At 72.1% G+C, this 17,118-nt stretch carries 14 protein-coding genes; 7 read left to right on the forward strand and 7 right to left on the reverse strand.

Annotation, left to right across the window (positions count from 1 at the left end; all coding sequences use genetic code 11):
• Window positions 1-71: 71 nt before the first annotated feature.
• Complete coding sequence (locus tag ACWCXH_RS07495) at window positions 72-269, reverse strand: hypothetical protein (protein WP_449800397.1); 198 nt, start codon at window positions 267-269, stop codon at window positions 72-74.
• A gap of 466 nt (window positions 270-735) precedes the next feature.
• On the opposite strand from ACWCXH_RS07495, the gene ACWCXH_RS07500 reads away from it, so the two are divergent.
• Window positions 736-1,728 carry a hypothetical protein gene (locus ACWCXH_RS07500; RefSeq protein ID WP_449800398.1) on the forward strand — a complete coding sequence of 331 codons (993 nt, stop codon included), beginning with the start codon at window positions 736-738 and terminating at the stop codon, window positions 1,726-1,728.
• 1,313 nt (window positions 1,729-3,041) lie between these two features.
• Here ACWCXH_RS07500 and ACWCXH_RS07505 read toward each other — a convergent pair.
• From ACWCXH_RS07505 to ACWCXH_RS07525, 5 genes are all read right to left on the reverse strand, one after another.
• Complete coding sequence (locus tag ACWCXH_RS07505; protein ID WP_449800399.1) at window positions 3,042-4,055, reverse strand: zinc-binding dehydrogenase; 1,014 nt, start codon at window positions 4,053-4,055, stop codon at window positions 3,042-3,044.
• A gap of 265 nt (window positions 4,056-4,320) precedes the next feature.
• Entirely contained in the window at window positions 4,321-6,696 is a 2,376-nt protein-coding gene (locus ACWCXH_RS07510) for a bifunctional salicylyl-CoA 5-hydroxylase/oxidoreductase (protein ID WP_449800400.1), read from the reverse strand.
• Window positions 6,693-8,351 (reverse strand): AMP-binding protein, encoded by a 1,659-nt coding sequence (locus ACWCXH_RS07515; RefSeq protein WP_449800401.1) that lies wholly within the window; start codon window positions 8,349-8,351, stop codon window positions 6,693-6,695. Before ACWCXH_RS07515 ends, ACWCXH_RS07510 begins: the two co-directional genes overlap by 4 nt.
• A gap of 48 nt (window positions 8,352-8,399) precedes the next feature.
• Window positions 8,400-9,302, reverse strand: a complete 903-nt coding sequence (locus ACWCXH_RS07520; protein WP_449800402.1) for an acyl-CoA thioesterase — start codon at window positions 9,300-9,302, stop codon at window positions 8,400-8,402.
• Window positions 9,299-9,781, reverse strand: a complete 483-nt coding sequence (locus ACWCXH_RS07525; RefSeq protein ID WP_449800403.1) for a cupin domain-containing protein — start codon at window positions 9,779-9,781, stop codon at window positions 9,299-9,301. The genes ACWCXH_RS07520 and ACWCXH_RS07525 overlap by 4 nt, the downstream gene beginning before the upstream one ends.
• A gap of 215 nt (window positions 9,782-9,996) precedes the next feature.
• Between ACWCXH_RS07525 and ACWCXH_RS07530 the strand changes: the two genes are divergently transcribed.
• From ACWCXH_RS07530 to ACWCXH_RS07555, 6 genes are all read left to right on the forward strand, one after another.
• Complete coding sequence (locus tag ACWCXH_RS07530; protein WP_449800404.1) at window positions 9,997-10,416, forward strand: RidA family protein; 420 nt, start codon at window positions 9,997-9,999, stop codon at window positions 10,414-10,416.
• Between the two features lie 56 nt (window positions 10,417-10,472).
• The gene (locus tag ACWCXH_RS07535; protein ID WP_449800405.1) at window positions 10,473-11,363 is read left to right on the forward strand and encodes a fumarylacetoacetate hydrolase family protein; all 891 of its coding nucleotides are present in this window, start codon (window positions 10,473-10,475) and stop codon (window positions 11,361-11,363) included.
• 89 nt (window positions 11,364-11,452) lie between these two features.
• Window positions 11,453-12,298 carry a PaaX family transcriptional regulator gene (locus ACWCXH_RS07540; protein WP_449800406.1) on the forward strand — a complete coding sequence of 282 codons (846 nt, stop codon included), beginning with the start codon at window positions 11,453-11,455 and terminating at the stop codon, window positions 12,296-12,298.
• A 135-nt stretch (window positions 12,299-12,433) separates the two neighbouring features.
• Window positions 12,434-13,804, forward strand: coding sequence for a DUF2254 domain-containing protein (locus ACWCXH_RS07545; RefSeq protein ID WP_449800407.1), 1,371 nt, complete (start codon window positions 12,434-12,436; stop codon window positions 13,802-13,804).
• 118 nt (window positions 13,805-13,922) lie between these two features.
• Entirely contained in the window at window positions 13,923-14,651 is a 729-nt protein-coding gene (locus ACWCXH_RS07550) for an AfsR/SARP family transcriptional regulator (protein WP_449800408.1), read from the forward strand.
• Window positions 14,652-14,694: 43 nt separating this feature from the next.
• Entirely contained in the window at window positions 14,695-15,606 is a 912-nt protein-coding gene (locus tag ACWCXH_RS07555; RefSeq protein WP_449800409.1) for a S53 family peptidase, read from the forward strand.
• A gap of 138 nt (window positions 15,607-15,744) precedes the next feature.
• Here the strand turns inward: ACWCXH_RS07555 and ACWCXH_RS07560 are convergent, their stop codons facing one another.
• On the reverse strand, window positions 15,745-17,118 hold the full coding sequence (locus ACWCXH_RS07560) for a DUF6519 domain-containing protein (protein WP_449800410.1): 1,374 nt from the start codon (window positions 17,116-17,118) through the stop codon (window positions 15,745-15,747).

A 17,118-nucleotide genomic window follows, 5' to 3' on the forward strand; every position in this document is an offset into this window, starting at 1 on the left:
CCTCGCGTTGTCGGCTCCCACTTTGGGACGGCGCGGGCTCCGTCGCCGGTTGCCGCACCGCAGGCCGAGCGTCAACTCGACGGAAGCGGAGCTCGGTCCAGCGACGCTGCGACGGCGGCCGCGATGTCGACCGGGTCGCCGACCGGGGTGGTCGGGTAGGCGGACGTCGAGCGCACCCCGGCGTCGTCCAGGGCGAAGAAGTCGACGGGCGCCGGCCGGACGGTCGCACCTCCCGCCCGGTCGGCGCCCCTCGGCTGGCGGACCCTCACCCGGATGAACGCGCGGGCCTGTGCACGGGCACGCGCAGCAGAAACGCAACGCCCGGCGCGTCGCCGTGACCGTGATACGCGCCGTCGCTGTGGCGGCTACAGCGACGGCTGCGACAGCGGTTAGTGCTCCAGCCGTAGATCCTGATCATGCTGGTCGGGGTGGGTGCGGAGATGGCTTCGGCCACCGTTGGTCATCGTGAGTTGTGCGGACGAACGAAGATCAGGTGGTGGCCGCAGGTCACCGCGTAGGCCGCGCTCGGAAGTGGCTGGGCAAGACCTCAGAGCTCCGCCTTGCCATGTCCGCCGCTGAGCGCACCACTTGCAGCTGAAGCGAAGGCAGTCACGTCGTACTCACCTTGCTTCGAGCGCGGAGCCCTGATGGAGCCTGACCGAACGGCGGCATAATTGCCACGATGCGCGGAAATCGATGGTCTCTCCGATGCCGGCCAGGCGATACTGGTCCGCCGTGACGAGCGATGAATACTCGGCCGGTCCGGCGTTGCGCCGAGTTCTGGCCAAGGCAGGCGGACCGGAACTGCTGGACCTGCTGGCCGAGGGCCTGACCGGGACGGATCTGACCACACTGCTCCTGGAAGTCTTCCGACGCCGCGCCGATCGGCTCACCCCGGCCGAGGTGATGCGTCGCTATCGCACCGACCGGTTCGTGACCCCGGCCCCGACAGGGTTCGCGCAAATACGACGAGCCGAAGACTTCCTGCTCTCGGCGCTGCCGGATGACTTCCAGATGCTCACCTTGGCTCCGCTCGTTCCCCTGGCAGCGCATACGGCGGTCGCGACCGTCGACCCGCGCAAGGTCGTCGCCACCGTTCGTGGCAGCGAGGTCGCAGCCGACCCGACCAACGCCCTGGCCCTGGAGGCAGCCCAGCGGAGATCCCAGGCCCTGGCGGCCGATCCCCGCTCGGCCGTGCCCGTACGGATGGCAGCCAGCCAACGAGTCGTGCGCGCCCAGCACTTCGACGCGCCCGGCATGCTCGCCCACTTCCAACTATTCGCCCTGGTGACCGCCGGCCGGGACACCGGCAGCCGGGCCTTCGAGCAACAGCACCTGGTCGAGCACCTGAATTTCGCCGTCCGGGCGATGGCACGTGCCGGAGTGCGCCAGACCGAGATCCGCATCACCTGCCTCGACGAGTCCGCCGCTCCGATCCTGGCCCGCACACGTACAGAGCTGGCCGGAACACCGGGCATCGACATCATCGACGATCCCAAACGGGTGACCGGACGCGGCTACTACACCGACCTGTGCTACAAGATCTACGCGACCATCCACGGTCAGCAACTGGAGATCGCGGACGGCGGGTTCGTCGACTGGACCCAGCGCCTCACCGGAAGCCACAAAGAACGCCTCCTGATCGGCGGATTCGGCGTTGACCGACTCGCCACAATGCTGACGCCACCCACCGACACCGAACCATCACTTCCGCGCCAGACCAGCTAGTACTCCACCGTTGATCCTGATCATGGATGTGAAGGTCATCGATAGTCTGCGCGTGTGGCTGAGACCTGGGACGAAGCGCAGTTGATCACGGACGGCTTCGGGCGTGTGATCGTCGAGTTGGAGTGGTACGACGGACCGCGTGTCGGCCTTGCTCCTCTCTGCCAGCCTTGGGTGAGACATCCCGCTTTGTCGGCTGCGCCGCCAGGTGGAACGGCTGCAGATCTCCGCCGCCGGCGGCCATCTCCGGATAGAGCACCGGATCGGGCTGGACAGCAGTTTGGAGCTGTCTGGCGAGCAGTGCGGGGGGAGGAGGCATCGTCCATAGGGGCAATTCTCGCGGTATGCCCGGCGATCTCAACGCTCTGTGCCCGGAGCTCCACCGGGAGCCACCGCGCGTTCTGGTCCCCAAAGCGGCTGAGGTACTCCCACTCTCACACCCGCTGAACACACACCTCGCTGACACTGCAAGCAACACAGAGCGCCAACTCATAGCGGGTGGCACTCGCAGAAGGTCCGGATAAGCGCCTGATCATCAGACAGATACTCAACAGGCGCGATCCGTCACGCTAGGCAGCTGGCGTCACGACCACCGCCCAAGTGATCCAACCGAGACCGTCTGATTACAGGTCAGGACGGCCGACGTCCTTAGCTTCAATTCAGCAGCGTTACCGGCGAGACCCCTGTGTGGGGCACGTCGACGGCGCGCCACCGCGTCCGTGGGGGACCGGGGTGGCGCGCCGTCTGCGAAGGATCATGGCAGCCGGAACCTGAGGAATTGATGAGTCCGGTGCTGCCCGGTGGGCGAGGGCCTGCCCGCCGGCGCCTTCCAGCGGTCCGCATCGCCCCGGCAGAAGCGCATCGCGAGCCGGTGGTGCCCGTCGGCCACGGCGCGCCGGCAGGCCACGTGGAGGGGCTGCACGTCCGCGCTCGCGATCTCCCGCGCCGCGGCCCCGGTGCCCACGACCGTCGCCAGCGCGACGGCCGACCACCCGGCCCGCTGGAGAAGCCGGCTCGCCCGCGCCGGAAGCCGGCCCGAGTCCCGCATGGATGCCCGCACCGCCCCTGCCTCCTCCCGCTCCCACCGCCCGGTCACGGACGGATCCTGGCCGGGGGTACCTGAGGATTCGGTGAAGTCCGGGGCCAGGCCCTCCGGCCTCGGTACGAACAGCCGGCGGTTCGGCGAGTGGCGCACGATCGGATGGGGCGTGGAGGGCTCGGACGGCTTCCGGGAGAGGGCCCTTGTCAGTGGTCCCACCCGTCACTACGTCAAAGCAGCGCGGCGGTGTTCGCCGGCCTCGTGGGAAGCGACCTCCTCAGGGCTTGAGGATCAGGCGGATCGGGTTGCCCGTCTTCTGTTCCAGGGCCTCGACCGCCTGGGCTGCCTCGGCGAGGGGGAAGGTGGCGCTGACCGAGCGGGAGAAGTCCAGGCGGCCGCCGCCGGCCAGGGCGACGAGGTCGACGACGTCCTGGGGCTGGGAGCCGTAGTGGCCGCGGATCTCTTGGCGCAGGAAGCTGAGCATGGTGCTGTTGGTGATGGTGAGCGGCTTTCCGGTGAGGCCGACGAGCACCAGGCGGCCGCGCTCGCCGAGTGCCGCCATCGCCTGCTCGCGCACGGGGGCGGCGCCGGCGAAGTCGAACGCGGCGGCCAGCGGGCGGCCGCCGGTGGCCTTCCGCAACTGGTCGGCGAACTGCGGGTCGAGCGGGTCGAGGGCGGCGTCGGCGCCGAAGGCCAGGGCGCGTTCGCGGGCGGCCGGGAGGGGGTCGACGGCGACGATCGGGAAGGCGCCGATCGCGCGCAGGAGCTGGACGCCGTGGGCGCCGAGTCCGCCGACACCCCAGACGCCGACGGCCTCGGCCGGGCGGACGGCGCCGGTGGCGGTGATCGCGGCCCACGGGGTGGAGACGGCGTCGGGGATGAAGCAGGCCTGCTCGAACGGGAGCTCGTCGGGGATCGGCACGAGGGTGGTGGCGGTGGCGAGGGTGTACTCGGCCCAGCCGCCGTCGTAGTCCACGCCGCGCGTGAAGAGGACACCGCGCCGCTGCTCGCCGGCCTGGAGCAGGACGCGGTCGCCGGCGGCGGCGGTGGTGACGCCCTCGCCGAGGGTGTGGACGGTACCGGCGACCTCGTGGCCGAGGGTCACCTTGTCGCCCGGGAGGTAGAGCGGCTTGAGGCTGCCGTCGATCAGGTGGACGTCGGAGAGGCAGACGCCCGCCGCCTCGACCTTGATCAGGACCTCGCCGGGGCCGGGTGCGGGGACGGGCACCTCCTCGACGGCGAACGCGCCCTTCGCGACGTCGAGCCGGCCGGCGAGCATTGTGGCGGTCATCCGGAATCTCCCTTCCGACGGGGGCGGCGTGGCCGGGGGGAGTACCACCGCCCGCCCCACACACTTGCTTGTTGGTCAACGAGCAAGAAGGTAGCCGGTGATGCCGCACGCGCGCGTCAACGCGGCTTCCGCGGCTTCGATATGGCGCATGATCGCGGTGTTGTGACGGGGTCCGGCCGCGTCGGTGTCCATCCACTCGACGCGGCTGCGGTGGACGGCGCGGGCGCGGCCGGGGCTCCCGGAGCTCCGCGCGCCGTCCACCGGGTCAGGAGACGGGGGCCGGTTCACGGGGCGGGGTCCACCGGAGGTGGACGGCGCGGTCGGGGTCCTCGGCGCGCAGCAGGGTGAGGCGGGGGCGGACGGCGTCGGTGCGGGAGGTGGGCGGCTTGCGGCTGCCGGCGCGGAAGGGGAGGGGCCAGTCCGCCGCCGGGCCGCGGTAGTTCTGCTCGGCGGCGGCGTGCAGCGTCCAGTGCGGGTCGTAGAGGTGGGTGCGGCCGATGGCGCAGAGGTCGGCGCGGCCGGCCATGAGGATGGAGTTGACGTCGTCGTAGGAGGCGATGGCGCCGACCGCGATGACGGCGGTGCCGGTGGCGGCGGCGACCTCGTGGCGGATCCGGTCGGCGTACGGGGTCTGGTAGGAGCGGCCGTAGGCGGGGCGTTCGTCCTTGGTGACCTGGCCGGTGGAGACGTCGATCGCGTCGGCGCCGTGGGCGATGAAGGCGCGGGCGATCTCGACGGCGTCGTGTTCGGTGTTGCCGTCCGGGGCCCAGTCGGTGGCGGAGATGCGCACGATCACGGGGCGTTCGGCGGGCCAGGCGGCGCGGACGGCGTCGAGGACCTCCAGGGGGTAGCGCAGGCGGTTCTCCAGGGGGCCGCCGTACTCGTCGGTGCGGCGGTTGGCCAGCGGGGAGAGGAAGGAGGAGAGCAGGTAGCCGTGGGCGCAGTGGAGTTCGAGCAGGTCGAAGCCGGCCTCGGCGCCGCGTCGGGCGGCGGCGGCGAACTCGGCGGTGATCCGGTCGAGATCGGCGCGGGTGGCCTCGCGCGGGGTCGCGGAGGCGGGGCCGTAGGGGAGTGCGGACGGTCCGACGAGCTCCCAGTTGCCCTGCTCCAGCGGTTCGTCCATGCCCTCCCACATGAGCCGGGTCGAGCCCTTGCGGCCGGAGTGGCCGAGCTGGAGGCCGATCCGGGCGGTCGAGTTGGTGTGCACGTAGGAGACGATCCGGCCCCAGGCGTCGCGGTGGTCGTCGGACCACAGGCCGGTGCAGCCGGGGGTGATGCGGCCCTCGGGGGAGACGCACACCATCTCGGTCATCACCAGCCCGGCGCCGCCCATCGCCTTCGAGCCGAGGTGGACGAGGTGGAAGTCCCCGGGGACGCCGTCGACGGCGGAGTACATGTCCATGGGGGAGACGATGACGCGGTTCTTGAGTTCCAGCTGCCCGAGCCGGAACGGCTGGAACATCGCCGGGACCACCCGGTCCGCGCCCTGCGCCTTCGCGAAGGCCTCGTCGACGCGGTCGGCGAACTGAGGGTCGCGGGTGCGGAGGTTGTCGTAGGTGATGCGGCGGGAGCGGGTGAGCAGGTTGAAGCAGAACTGCACCGGCTCCTGGCGGACGTACATGCCGATGTTCTCGAACCACTCCAGGGAGGCCTGGGCGGCCCGCTGGGTGGACTCGACGACCGGGCGACGCTCGGCCTCGTACGCCGTCAACGCGTCGTCCAGGAGCGGGTGTTCGTGCAGGCAGGCGGCGAGCGCGAGGGCGTCCTCCATGGCGAGCTTGGTGCCGGAGCCGATCGAGAAGTGCGCGGTGTGCGCGGCGTCGCCGAGCAGGACGAGCCCGCCGTCGTGCCAGCGTTCGTTGCGGACGGTGGTGAAGTTGAGCCAGCGCGAGTTGTTGGCGAACAGCCGGTGGCCGTCGAGCTCGTCGGCGAACAGTTCGCGGATCCGTTCCACGGCCCGCTCGTCGGACGCGCCGGGCGGAAGGCCGTCGGCGCCGGAGAAGCCGGCCCGGTGCCACACGTCCTCGTGCATCTCGACGATGAAGGTGGAGCCGGTGGCGGAGTAGGGGTAGCCGTGGACCTGCATGGTCCCCCACTCGGTCTGCTTGACGAAGAACTGGAACGCCTCGAAGACCAGGTCGGTGCCGAGCCACATGTACGTGTTCCGGCGGGTGTCGAGCGTGGGGCGGAAGACGTCCGCATGCGCCTGCCGGAGCTGGGAGTTGACGCCGTCGGCGGCCACGACCAGGTCGTGCGCGGCGCGCAGCGCGGCGGTGTCCGGCGCGGGTGCGCCGAAGCGCAGGTCGACGCCGAGGCCGCGGCAGCGCTCCTGGAGCAGGCGCAGCAGCTCGCGGCGGCCCATGGCGGCGAAGCCCTGCCCGCCGACGGTGTGGGTGCGGCCGCCGACGTGGATGTCGATGTCGGTCCAGCGGGCGAAGCGGTCGGCCATGGCGGCGGCGAACTCGGGGTCGGCGTTCTCGATGCCGCCGAGCGTCTCGTCGGAGAAGACCACGCCGAAGCCGAAGGTGACGTCGGGGGCGTTGCGCTCCCAGACGGTGACGTCGTGCGCGGGGTCGAGCTGCTTCATGAGTGCGGCGAGGTACAGGCCGCCCGGGCCGCCGCCGACGATCGCGATCTTCACGAGGTTCCTCTTTCCGCTGGGGCCTGTTCGGCGACGATCCGGCGCAGCACGAAGCGCTGCAGCTTGCCGCTGGTGTTGCGCGGCAGGGCCTCGCAGAACCGCACCTCGCGCGGGTACTTGTAGGGGGCCAGCACCTGTTTGACGTGGTCCTGGATCTCCTTGGCCTTGGCGGCGGCCGCGGCACCGTCACCCGGGACGCCGTCGCGCAGGACGACGAACGCGCAGACGACCGAGCCGCGTTCGGGGTCGGGCTTGGCGACGACGCCGGACTCGACGACGTCCGGATGGGTGTCGATGGCGGCCTCGACCTCGGGGCCGCCGATGTTGTAGCCGGAGGAGACGATCATGGCGTCGCTGCGGGCCCGGTAGAAGAAGTAGCCGTCGGCGTCGCGGTGGAAGAGGTCGCCGGTGACGTTCCAGCCGTCCACGACGTACTCGTCCTGGCGCGGGTCGTCCAGGTAGCGGCAGCCGACCGGGCCGATGACGGCGAGGCGGCCGGGCTCACCGGGGCCGAGCTCGCGGCCGTCGAGGTCGAGGATGGTGGCCCGGTAGCCGGGCAGTGGACGGCCGGTGGCGCCGGGGCGGATGTCGTCGCCGGCGGCCGAGATGAAGATGTGCAGCAGCTCGGTGGCGCCTATGCCGTCGATGACGCGCAGGCCGAGGCGCTCGCGTAGCTGCTCCCAGGTGGTCCGCGGCAGGTGCTCGCCGGCGGAGACGGCGACGCGCAGCCCGGCGAGCCTGTGTTCCTGCTCCTCCCGCAGGATCGCCTTGTACGCGGTGGGCGCGGTGGCGAGAACGGTGACGCCCTGGCGCTCGACGAGTTCGGCGAGTTGGAGCGGGGTCGCCGACTCGGTCAGCAGCGTGCAGGCGCCGGCGCGCAGCGGGAAGACGACGAGCATGCCGAGGCCGAAGGTGAAGGCGAGCGGCGCCGAACAGGCGACGGTGTCGCCGGGTGCGAGGCCGAGCAGCGGACGGCCGAAGGTGTGGTCGATGGAGAGCACGTCGCGGTGGAAGTGCATGGTGATCTTCGGGTCGCCGGTGCTGCCGGAGGTCGGTCCGAGCAGTGCGACGTCGTCGGCGGCGGTCGGGACGTTGGTGAACTCGCCCGACTTGGCGTCCGCGCGGGCGGGGAGGTCGTCCACGCCGCGGTCGCCGTGGGTGACGATCGTGAGCGAGGCGTTCCGGAGCTGCTCGACCGCCCCGGTGTGGCGGTGGTCGACGAGTGCGATGGCCGGTCTGGTGCGTTCGACGATCGGGGCGAGCTCGCGGGCGCGCAGCGCGGCCATCGTGGTCACGGCCACGCCGCCGGCCTTCAGCACGCCCAGCCAGGTGGCCACCGCCCAGGGGTTGTTGGGTGAGCGCAGCAGCACGCGGCCGCCGGGCACGAGGCCGAGGTCCTCGGTGAGCGCCTGGGCGACCTGGTTGGCCCGGCGCTGGAGGAGGCCGTAGGACCAGGTCTGCCCGTCCGGCGTGCGCAGGGCCGGGAGGTCGGGGCCGTGGACCGCCACCGGACGGTCGATCAGCTCGGTGGCTGCGTTGAGCCGGTCCGGGTACTGCAGGGCCGGCGTGGTGAACTCGATCGTCGGCCACTGGTCGGCCGGCGGGAGGTGGTCGCGTGTGAAGGTGTCCTGGTGGGCCGAGGGCGAGAGGGGCAACGGACGGGTCCTTCCGGGAACTCGCGGGCGCCCTTGCGGGCCGCGAGGTCAGGCAGTGCGGATCATGCCCTCCTGGGCGACGGTGGCGAGGTGGCGGCGGTCGCGGGTGAAGAAGCGGCCGGTGCCGAGGCCGCGCCCGCTGTCGGCGGCGACCGCCTCCTGCACGTACAGCAGCCAGCCGTCCACCGGGCCGGGCCGGTGGAACCACATGGCGTGGTCGAGGCTCGCGGTCACCAGCCCGGGTCGCGCCCACGCCAGGTCGAGCACGCGCAGGACGGGCTCCAGGATCGTGTAGTCGCAGACGTAGGCGAGGGCGGCCTGGTCGCGCTGGGCGTCGGTCAGGCCCTCGACGGGCCGGAGCCGGTCGAACGGCCTGAGCCAGACGGCCTGGTGCGGCGTCCGCTCGCCCTCGACGGTGAGGTAGACGGGGCCGGGCACGTGCCGCATGTCGAAGCCGCGGCCGCCGGACCAGTAGGCCTTCGACGCGTCGGTCATGGTCCCTCCGGTGCGGTCCGCGAGGTACGCGGCCGAGCCGGGCAGGGTCTCGGGAGCGGGGAGCGGGCCGTCGAAGTCGGCGGCGAAGCTGCCACCGGGCTCGCTGGCGGCGAAGTTGGCCAGGCAGACGTACAGCGGCTTGCCGTTCTGGTAGCCGCGCACCTGGCGGGTGCTGTAGCCGCGGCCGTCCCGCAGGACTTCCACCTCGTACCGGACGGCGGCGCCGATGTCGGCCGGGCGCAGGAAGTAACCGTGCATCGAGTGCAGCGACTTGCCGTCCGTCACCGAGCGCATCGCGGCGGCGGCGGCCTGGGCGACGAGGTCGCCGCCGTACGCCTTGGGCCACGGACAGGGCTGGGTGGTGGCGGTGAAGGCGAGGTCGAAGCGCTCGGGCTCGGCGGGCTTCAGGGTGACGGCGGAGGTGAAGACCTCGGACGTGGGCTCGGTCGTCGTCAACGGTCCGTCCAGTCGCGCAGGTCGGCGTCGTCGACGTCCGGCAGGTTGACGACGATGTTCTCGGGCGTCCGGGTGGTCATCCACACCAGCCGTTCGGTGCGCGAGAGGTTGCACTCGATGTGCGGCATGAACGGCGGCACGAAGACCCAGTCGCCCTGCTCCATGTCGACGTAGTCCTCGAACCGCTCGCCGAAGTAGATGCGGCCCCGGCCCTCCAGGACGTAGCCGCCGGTCTCGGCCTCGCCGTGGTGGTGGGTCACCGAGCGGTAGCCGGGCTCGTTGCTGACCTGGCCGAACCAGAGCCGGCGGGCGGGGGTGTGCTGGATGCTCACGCCCGAGATCCGCACGGCCCCGCCGGAGTCGGCGGTGCCCGGGTCCTCCTGGCCGCGGCGCGTGACGACGGGGGCGACCAGACCGCTCGGGAGGCGGTACATCGAGTTGTCGCCGTCGAGTTGGTACTTGCTGAGATCGGGCTCCATGCGGACGGCTCCGTTTCTCGGGGCGGAGTTGCCTGGGGCGGAGTGCGGGCGGAGTTTCCTGTGGCGGAGTTCTGCGCGGGCGTCGGTGCTGCGCGGGCGTCGGTGCTGAGCGAACGTCGGTGCCGTGCGGACGTCGGCGCGGCCGGTATCTCGTTTTTTTCACGACCGTCATCTACTGTCAATACATCCCGCCGCGACACCCCGCTGGAGGTGGCATGACGCCCGTTCCCGTCAACCCGAGCTCCCTGCCGAAGCCGAGCGGCTACTCGCACGGGACGCTGGCCGGCAACACGCTCCACCTCGGCGGCCAGACCGCCCTCGACGCCGACCTGCGGATCGTGCCGGGCGGCATCGTCGAGCAGTTCCGGCAGGCCTTCGGCAACCTGCTCGCGACGCTGCGCGAGGCGGGCGGCGAGCCGCGGGACCTGGTCAGCGTGACGATCTACCTGACCGACATCCCCGACTACCAGGCGCACGGCAAGGAGATCGGCAAGGTCTGGCGCGAGCTGGCCGGCCCGGTCTACCCGGCCATGGCCGGGATCGGCTGCACGGCGCTGTGGCAGCCGGAGGCGCTGATCGAGATCCTCGGCGTCGCGGTGATCCCGGACGAGCGGTTGATCCGGCCCGCGTCCTGAGCCGGTCTTGCCTGAATCGATCTTCCACGACGATCGCAACGAAGGTGGGGAGAGACGTGAGACTCGCAGCTCTGACGGTCGACGGTGTCCGGCGGGCCGGAGCCGTCGTCGAGGGCGGGAAGGCCGTGGCGCTGCTGCCCGAGCGGCTGGGCACGGTCGACGACCTCGTGCGCGGCGAGCCGGACGGGCTGGCCGCGGCGCGGGCCGCGCTGGCGGACGCCACGACCGTGGCCCTCGCGGGTGTCCGGCTGGAGGCGCCCCTGCGGCGCTTCAACCGCGACATCCTGTGCACCGGCTGGAACTACTGGGACCACTTCGAGGAGTCCCGGGGAAAGCGCGGCGGGCAGGATCCGGCCGGGCGCCCGGGCCGGCCCACCTTCTTCACCAAGGGGCCGGACACCGTCATCGGCCCGGTCGACGACATCGGCTACGACCCCGCGCTCTCCGAACAGTGGGACTACGAGGCCGAGATCGCCCTCGTCATCGGCCGTGACGGGCGCTCGATCCCGGAGGCCGACGCCCTCGACCACGTCTTCGGCTACCTGGTCGCCAACGACGTCTCCCAGCGCGACCTCCAGCGTGCGCACGGCGGTCAGTGGCTCAAGGGCAAGAGCATCGACGCCACCATGCCGCTCGGTCCCTGGCTCACCACCGCCGACGAGGTGCCTGACCCGGGTGGGCTGCGCGTGCGGTGCGAGGTCAACGGCGAGCTGCGCCAGGACGCGTCGAGCGCCCAAATGGCCTTCTCCGTCGCCCGGTTGATCGCCGAGCTGAGCCAGGGGATGACCCTGCGGGCCGGCGACGTCCTTCTCACCGGCACGCCCAGCGGCATCGGCGGCGCACGCGACCCGCAGGTCTTCCTGAGCGACGGGGACGTGATCGTCACCCGGGTCGACGGCCTCGGCGAGCTGCGCAACCGGGTCGTGCGGACATCGCTGATCGGATGAACGGGAGAGGCGATAGGCTGCCCGCGGATGGGCTTGATCCACACCGTTCTTGATCGACAACGCCGGCCCGAGACGAGGAGAACAGAGAAGTGACGGCCGGGCGCGAGGAGTCCCCCGGGGCCGGCCGCGACGCGCGGCACGGCCCGCTGATCACCACCACCTTCGGCCTGTACGCGCGCGGTGAGGAGAACTGGCTCTCCGTCGCCTCCGTCGTCCGCCTCATGGGCGATCTCGGCGTCGAGCCGCCGGCCGTCCGCTCCTCGATCTCCCGCCTCAAACGGCGCGGCGTGCTGGAGAGCGGGCGCCACGCGGGCGCCGCCGGGTACTCGCTCGTCCCGTCCGTGCTGGAGACCCTCGCCGAGGGCGACGCCCGCATCTTCGAGCGCGTGCGCGCCGTCCCCGAGGACGGCTGGATCGTCGTCGTCTTCTCCGTCCCCGAATCCGAGCGGCAGAAGCGCCACGAGCTGCGCACCAGCCTGACCCGCCTCGGCCTCGGCACCGCGGCGCCCGGCGTCTGGGTCGCGCCGGGCAACCTCGCGGCCGAGACCCGCCGCACCCTGGAGCGCCGCGGGCTGGCCGCCTACGTCGACATCTTCAGCGGCGAGCACTACGCCTTCGGCGACCTGCGCTCCAAGGTCCGCAGCTGGTGGGACCTCGACGAACTCGCCGAGCTGTACGCGGAGTTCCTCGCCCGGTACCGCCCGGTCCTGGACAAGGCGAAGGCCGTCGGCAGCACCCCGCTGGAGGCCTTCCAGGTCTACGTCCCGATGCTCACCCAGTGGCGCCGCCTCCCGTACCGCGACCCCGGTCTGCCGCTCTCGCTGCTCCCGCCGGGCTGGAACGGCGTCAGCGCCGGCGCCCTGTTCGACGAGCTCAACGCGATGCTGAGCGCGGGCGCGCGCGAACACGCGCTCGCGGTGATCCACTCCGAGTAGGGGGCCCGTCCACCCGTCCACCCGGTAGCCCCATGACGGCCTCCTCCCGGTTCGCTCCGGAGGAGGCCGTTGCGCTTCATCCACTTTAGGGTGGATGTGTTCCGGTGGGCCGATGGCGGTCGGGAGGTGGACGAGGTGATCCGCGGGGTCCACCTGGAGGCGCAGTGGCGGCGGGAGGCGTTGCGGACGAACCTGTGGGTCGTGCCGATCCTGGAGATCGCGCTCGCCGGGTTGCTGTTCGTCCTCACGCTGGTGCTGGACAAGGCGGCGTACCGCGGGGACCTGGCGCTGCCGACGTGGGTGATCAGCGGGACGGCGGACGCGGCGCGGCAGATCCTCGCGGCCATCGCGGCGGCGCTGATCACCGTCGTGGGCGTGGTGTTCTCCATCATGATCGTGACGCTGACGCTGGCCTCCACGCAGTTCGGGCCGCGCATGCTGCGCACGTTCATCCGGGACCGGACCACGCAGCTCACCCTCGGGACCTTCGTCGGGACCTTCGTGTACGCGATCCTCGCGCTCGTCGTCATCGGGCCGGGCCCGCACGGGGACTTCGTGCCGCACCTGTCGATCACCGTGTGCATGGTCCTGGTCATGGCCGACCTCGCGGTGCTGATCTACTTCATCCACCACATCGCCACCTCGATCCAGCTGCCCCGGGTGATCGCCAGCATCGCGGCCGAGCTGTCCGAGGCGATCGAGGTGGGGGCGGGCGGGCCGGACCCGGCCGAGGACGTCGTGGCGGCGGGGCCGACGGTGGAGGAGCTGAACGTCCGGCTGGACACCTCGGGCGCGGCCGTCCCGGCGCCGGCCAGCGGGTACCTGCAGTTCGTCCGGCACCGGACGCTGGTGCGGATGGCGGCCGGGCTCGACGCGGTCATCCGGCTGGACCACCGGCCCGGTCACTTCCTGGTGCAGGGGCACCAACTGGCCACCGTCTGGCCCGCCGAGGCTGCGCCCGAGGTGGCGCGCAGCTTCGCCCGTGCCCACATCACCGGTTCGACCCGTACGCTCGCACAGGACATCGCCTTCGCCGTCGACCAGCTCGTGGAGATCGCCATCCGGGCGCTGTCCACCGCCGTGAACGACACCTTCACCGCTCTGACCTGCATTGACTGGCTCGGCGAGGGCCTGTGCCGGATCGCCGCCCACTGGAGCCCCAATCCCGTCCACCGGGACGAGGACGGCTACATCCGGGTGATGACCGCCCCGGTCAGCTACGAGCGGTTGGTGCAGCGCTCCTTCGAGAAGATCCGCCAGGCCGCCCGCGGCATGCCCGCCGTCCTGATCCGCCAGCTCGACGCGCTCGCCGAGATCATGGCCGAGACCAGGACCGAGCGGCAGCGCCGGGTGCTCCTCGCCCAGGCCGAGATGATCGAACGCCTCAACCAGGAGTCGGTGGCCGAGGCCGCCGACCGGGAGGACGTCCGCCGGCGGTACCTGGCGGTGCTGGCCGCGTACGGGGAGGCACGGGCCCGGCACGGGACTGATGTCACGCCGGAGTGACCGGATCGCTCGAACGGGTGAATTCGCGACGCGCGGGGTGAGTGCGCGGCAGCGGGGCATGATCGTACGCGGAATCTCTGTGGACCGTGATCCGGGGCCGGGGGACGGGAGGCGGGCCGTGATCGATCTCGCTCGGCTGAGGCTGCTCGACGGGTTCGCGCTCGACTGTGGCGCGCAACCGGTTCATCTCACCAGGACGCTGCAGCGCCTCCTCGCGTTCGTCGCCCTGCGCGGCGAGGCCCACCGGGCGCTGGTGGCGGGCACCTTGTGGCCGGAGTCCGACGAGGCCAAGGCCTTCGGCCGGCTGCGGACGGCGCTCTGGCGGCTCCAGCAGTCCGGCGCGCCGGTGCTCGCCGCGGCGGGGGAGACGCTGCGGCTGCACGCCGCGGTGCGCCTCGACGTCGACGAACTGCTGGTCAGCATCGGCGAGTTCGGGGCGGGGGACCGGCGCGTGCTGTTCGGCGGCGGCCGGCGCGAGTTGCTGCCGGGCTGGTACGACGACTGGGTCCTACTGGAACGCGAACGGCTGCGCCAGCTCTACCTCCACACCATGGAGGAGCTCTCCCGGCGCGACCTCCGGGCCGGCGACTTCGCGGGCGCGCTGGAGGCCGCGCACGTCGCGCTACGCGCCGAGCCCCTGCGGGAGAGCCCGCACCGCCTGCTGCTGGAGATCCACCTCGCCGAGGGCAACTACAGCGAGGCGATCCACACCTACCACGCCTACCGCATCCTGCTCCACCGGGAGTTGGGGGTGAACCCGTCCCCGGGGATGCGGCGGTTGCTGGACGCGGCGGTGGAGGCGGCCCCGGGCGCGGACGACGGGGGCGTGCGCGCCCGGTTGCGCTGATCCCGCCGTCCTCGGCAACCCGGTACCGCAGATCACCGACGTGGTGGTGGCCGGCCCCGGCAACGACCTCGGCAGTGACGACGGCCGCGACGGCTTCGACAGCACGCCCGAGATCATGCTCGACCTCGCGATGGTCGGCGGCCTGGCTCCGGGCGCGAAGATCGTCGTCTACTTCACGGACTTCACCGAGCAGGGCTGGGTCGACGCGATCCACGCCATCGTCACCGACACCGTCAACAACCCCACCGTGATCTCCTGCAGCTACGGCAACCCCGAGGACTCCACCAACTCCGCCTGGACCCGGATGGCCATCGCCTCCGTCGACCAGGCCTTCGCCCAGGCCGGCGCCCGCAACATCAGCATCTGCTGCGCCTCCGGCGACGACGGCAGCAGGGACGACGCCACCGGCCTGAAGGCCCACGCCGACTTCCCGGCCTCCAGCCCGCACGTGCTCGGCGTCGGTGGCACCAGCCTGGTGGCGAACGCGGACGGCATCGCCAGCGAGACGGTCTGGGACCAGGGCCCCGGCTCCGCCACCGGTGGCGGCGTGAGCCGCTGGTTCCCGGTACCACCGTGGCAGGCCGACGCCCACGTGCCACGGTCGGCCAACCCGCCGCACAGCGCCGGGCGCGGTGTCCCGGACGTCGCCGCCGACGCCGACGTCGTGACCGGCGTCATCATCCCCACCGTCGACGGGAAGGGCCTCTACCAGATCGGCGGGACGAGCGCCGCCGCGCCGCTCTGGGCCGCGCTGCTCAGCCGCGTCAACGAGGGCCTCAGCGCACCCGTCGGCTTCCTCAACCCGCTCCTGTACACGAAACTCTCCACCGGCATCCTGCGCGACATCACCCAGGGCAGCAACGGTGCCTACGACGCCGGCCCCGGCTGGGACGCCTGCACCGGCTTCGGCAGCCCGGTCGGCAAAGCCCTGCTGGGCGGCCTCAAGACCCTGTGAGGAGAGCGGCCCGACGGCGGTGAACCGACTGAAGGCCCGCCAGAGTCGACCGGCCCATGGTGAAGGCCGCGGGGGCGGTCGACTCTGCCGGGCCGGATCACCGGGTGCGTCCGGACCTGCCGGTGGCGTGGAGGAGACTCAACTGCCCAGGGAGTGGAAGGTCTTGCGCGGGGATGCGTCGATGGTGGAGCCGCTGACGTAGGCGAGCGGGGCGTAGTGGTAGGGCACCCCGGACGGGTCCAGTGCGGCCGGGCCGTCCTCGGCCTGGGGCCACAGGACGTCGCCGGTCGCGGTGCGGGCGGGGACGAGCCAGTGGTCACCTCGGCGGTAGGTGCCGCGCTCGGCGCCCGGGCCGGGCTGGAACTGGACCTGGACTCCGTCCTCCAGGTCCAGCCAGGCGCCCTCGACGAGCGGGAGCGCGCCGTCGTCCGCTGTGCCGATGTGGTCCCAGCGGCGCAGGAACGGGTGGGCGCCGGGGCCGCAGTCGGTGTCGCCGTCCTGCTGGTCGAGGGTGACCAGGAGGTCCACGGCGTCGATCGCGAGGACCTGGCGCAGGCGGGGTGCCGGGCGGGGCGGGTCGGTGAGGACGGTGTCGTCGGCCACGTGCCCGGCGACGGTGTCGTCGACGAGTTCGACCCAGTCGCCCACCTCCAGGCCGAGTTTGCCGTCCCGGCCGAGGGTGGTGACGGTGGCGACCGCGCCGTGCAGGGCCGTGATCGGGAACACCACGGAGGCGTTCTCGCGGGACCACGTGAAGGTGGCGCCGGGGAGGAAGCCGCGGCGGGACTTCGGGGTGGTGGCGGCGGGCCAGGCGGGGCCGCCGGTGTGCACCTCGATCCGGTAGAGCTGGTTCTCCGGGCCGCGGAACCGGCTGTCCGGCGGCAGTTCGCAGCGGTCCTGCGGGACGGCCGGTGGCTGCTTGGCGCGGGCGCGCAGCCGTCCGGTCGGGCGGAAGGCGGTGAGGAGGGTGGTGAACTCGGTCAGCGCGTCGGCCGTCGTGGTGGCGGCCACCGGGAGCGCGGCGACCTGCCAGACGGTCTTCGCGCGGGCGGCGGTGTCCGGGCCGGGGTCGCCGAGGGCGACCTCGCGGACGGCCGGGTCCTGGAGGGCCGTGATCAGCCGCTCCCACACCCGCAGGTAGACCACGAAGGGCTTGTCCTGGGGGAGTTGGGAGGCCGGGTCGGTCGGGTCGAGGTGCAGGTCGGGCTGGGTCCAGTAGGTGGTGTCGAGCTCGTTCTCGACCAGGATGCCGTCCACGTACATCCGGCCCGCCGGGACCTTGAGGTCCTCCTGGGGCTTCCGGTCGGCGACCGCGTCGATCGCGAAGCCGCCGCCGACCGCGGGCGCGGCGGCGGGGCCGAGGAGGTCGGCGATCGTCGTGCGCAGCTGGTGCAGGAGGAGGGCGCCCTGCTCGTTGAGGTCGGCGTCGAGCTGGACGCGGCCCTGCTGGGCGAGGACGGCGGAGTAGTGCTTGCGCGGGTCGAAGGTCGTCCGCGAGAAGTCGCCTTGCAT

The sequence above is a fragment of the Kitasatospora sp. NPDC001660 genome (genome assembly GCF_053596725.1).

Bases quoted from the DNA above. Each gene is read 5' to 3' on its own strand.
- ACWCXH_RS07530 (WP_449800404.1), top strand. From the start codon at position 9,997: ATGACGCCCGTTCCCGTCAACCCGAGCTCCCTGCCGAAGCCGAGCGGC.
- ACWCXH_RS07505 (WP_449800399.1), bottom strand. From the start codon at position 4,055: ATGACCGCCACAATGCTCGCCGGCCGGCTCGACGTCGCGAAGGGCGCG.
- ACWCXH_RS07525 (WP_449800403.1), bottom strand. From the start codon at position 9,781: ATGGAGCCCGATCTCAGCAAGTACCAACTCGACGGCGACAACTCGATG.
- ACWCXH_RS07560 (WP_449800410.1), bottom strand. From the start codon at position 17,118: ATGCAAGGCGACTTCTCGCGGACGACCTTCGACCCGCGCAAGCACTAC.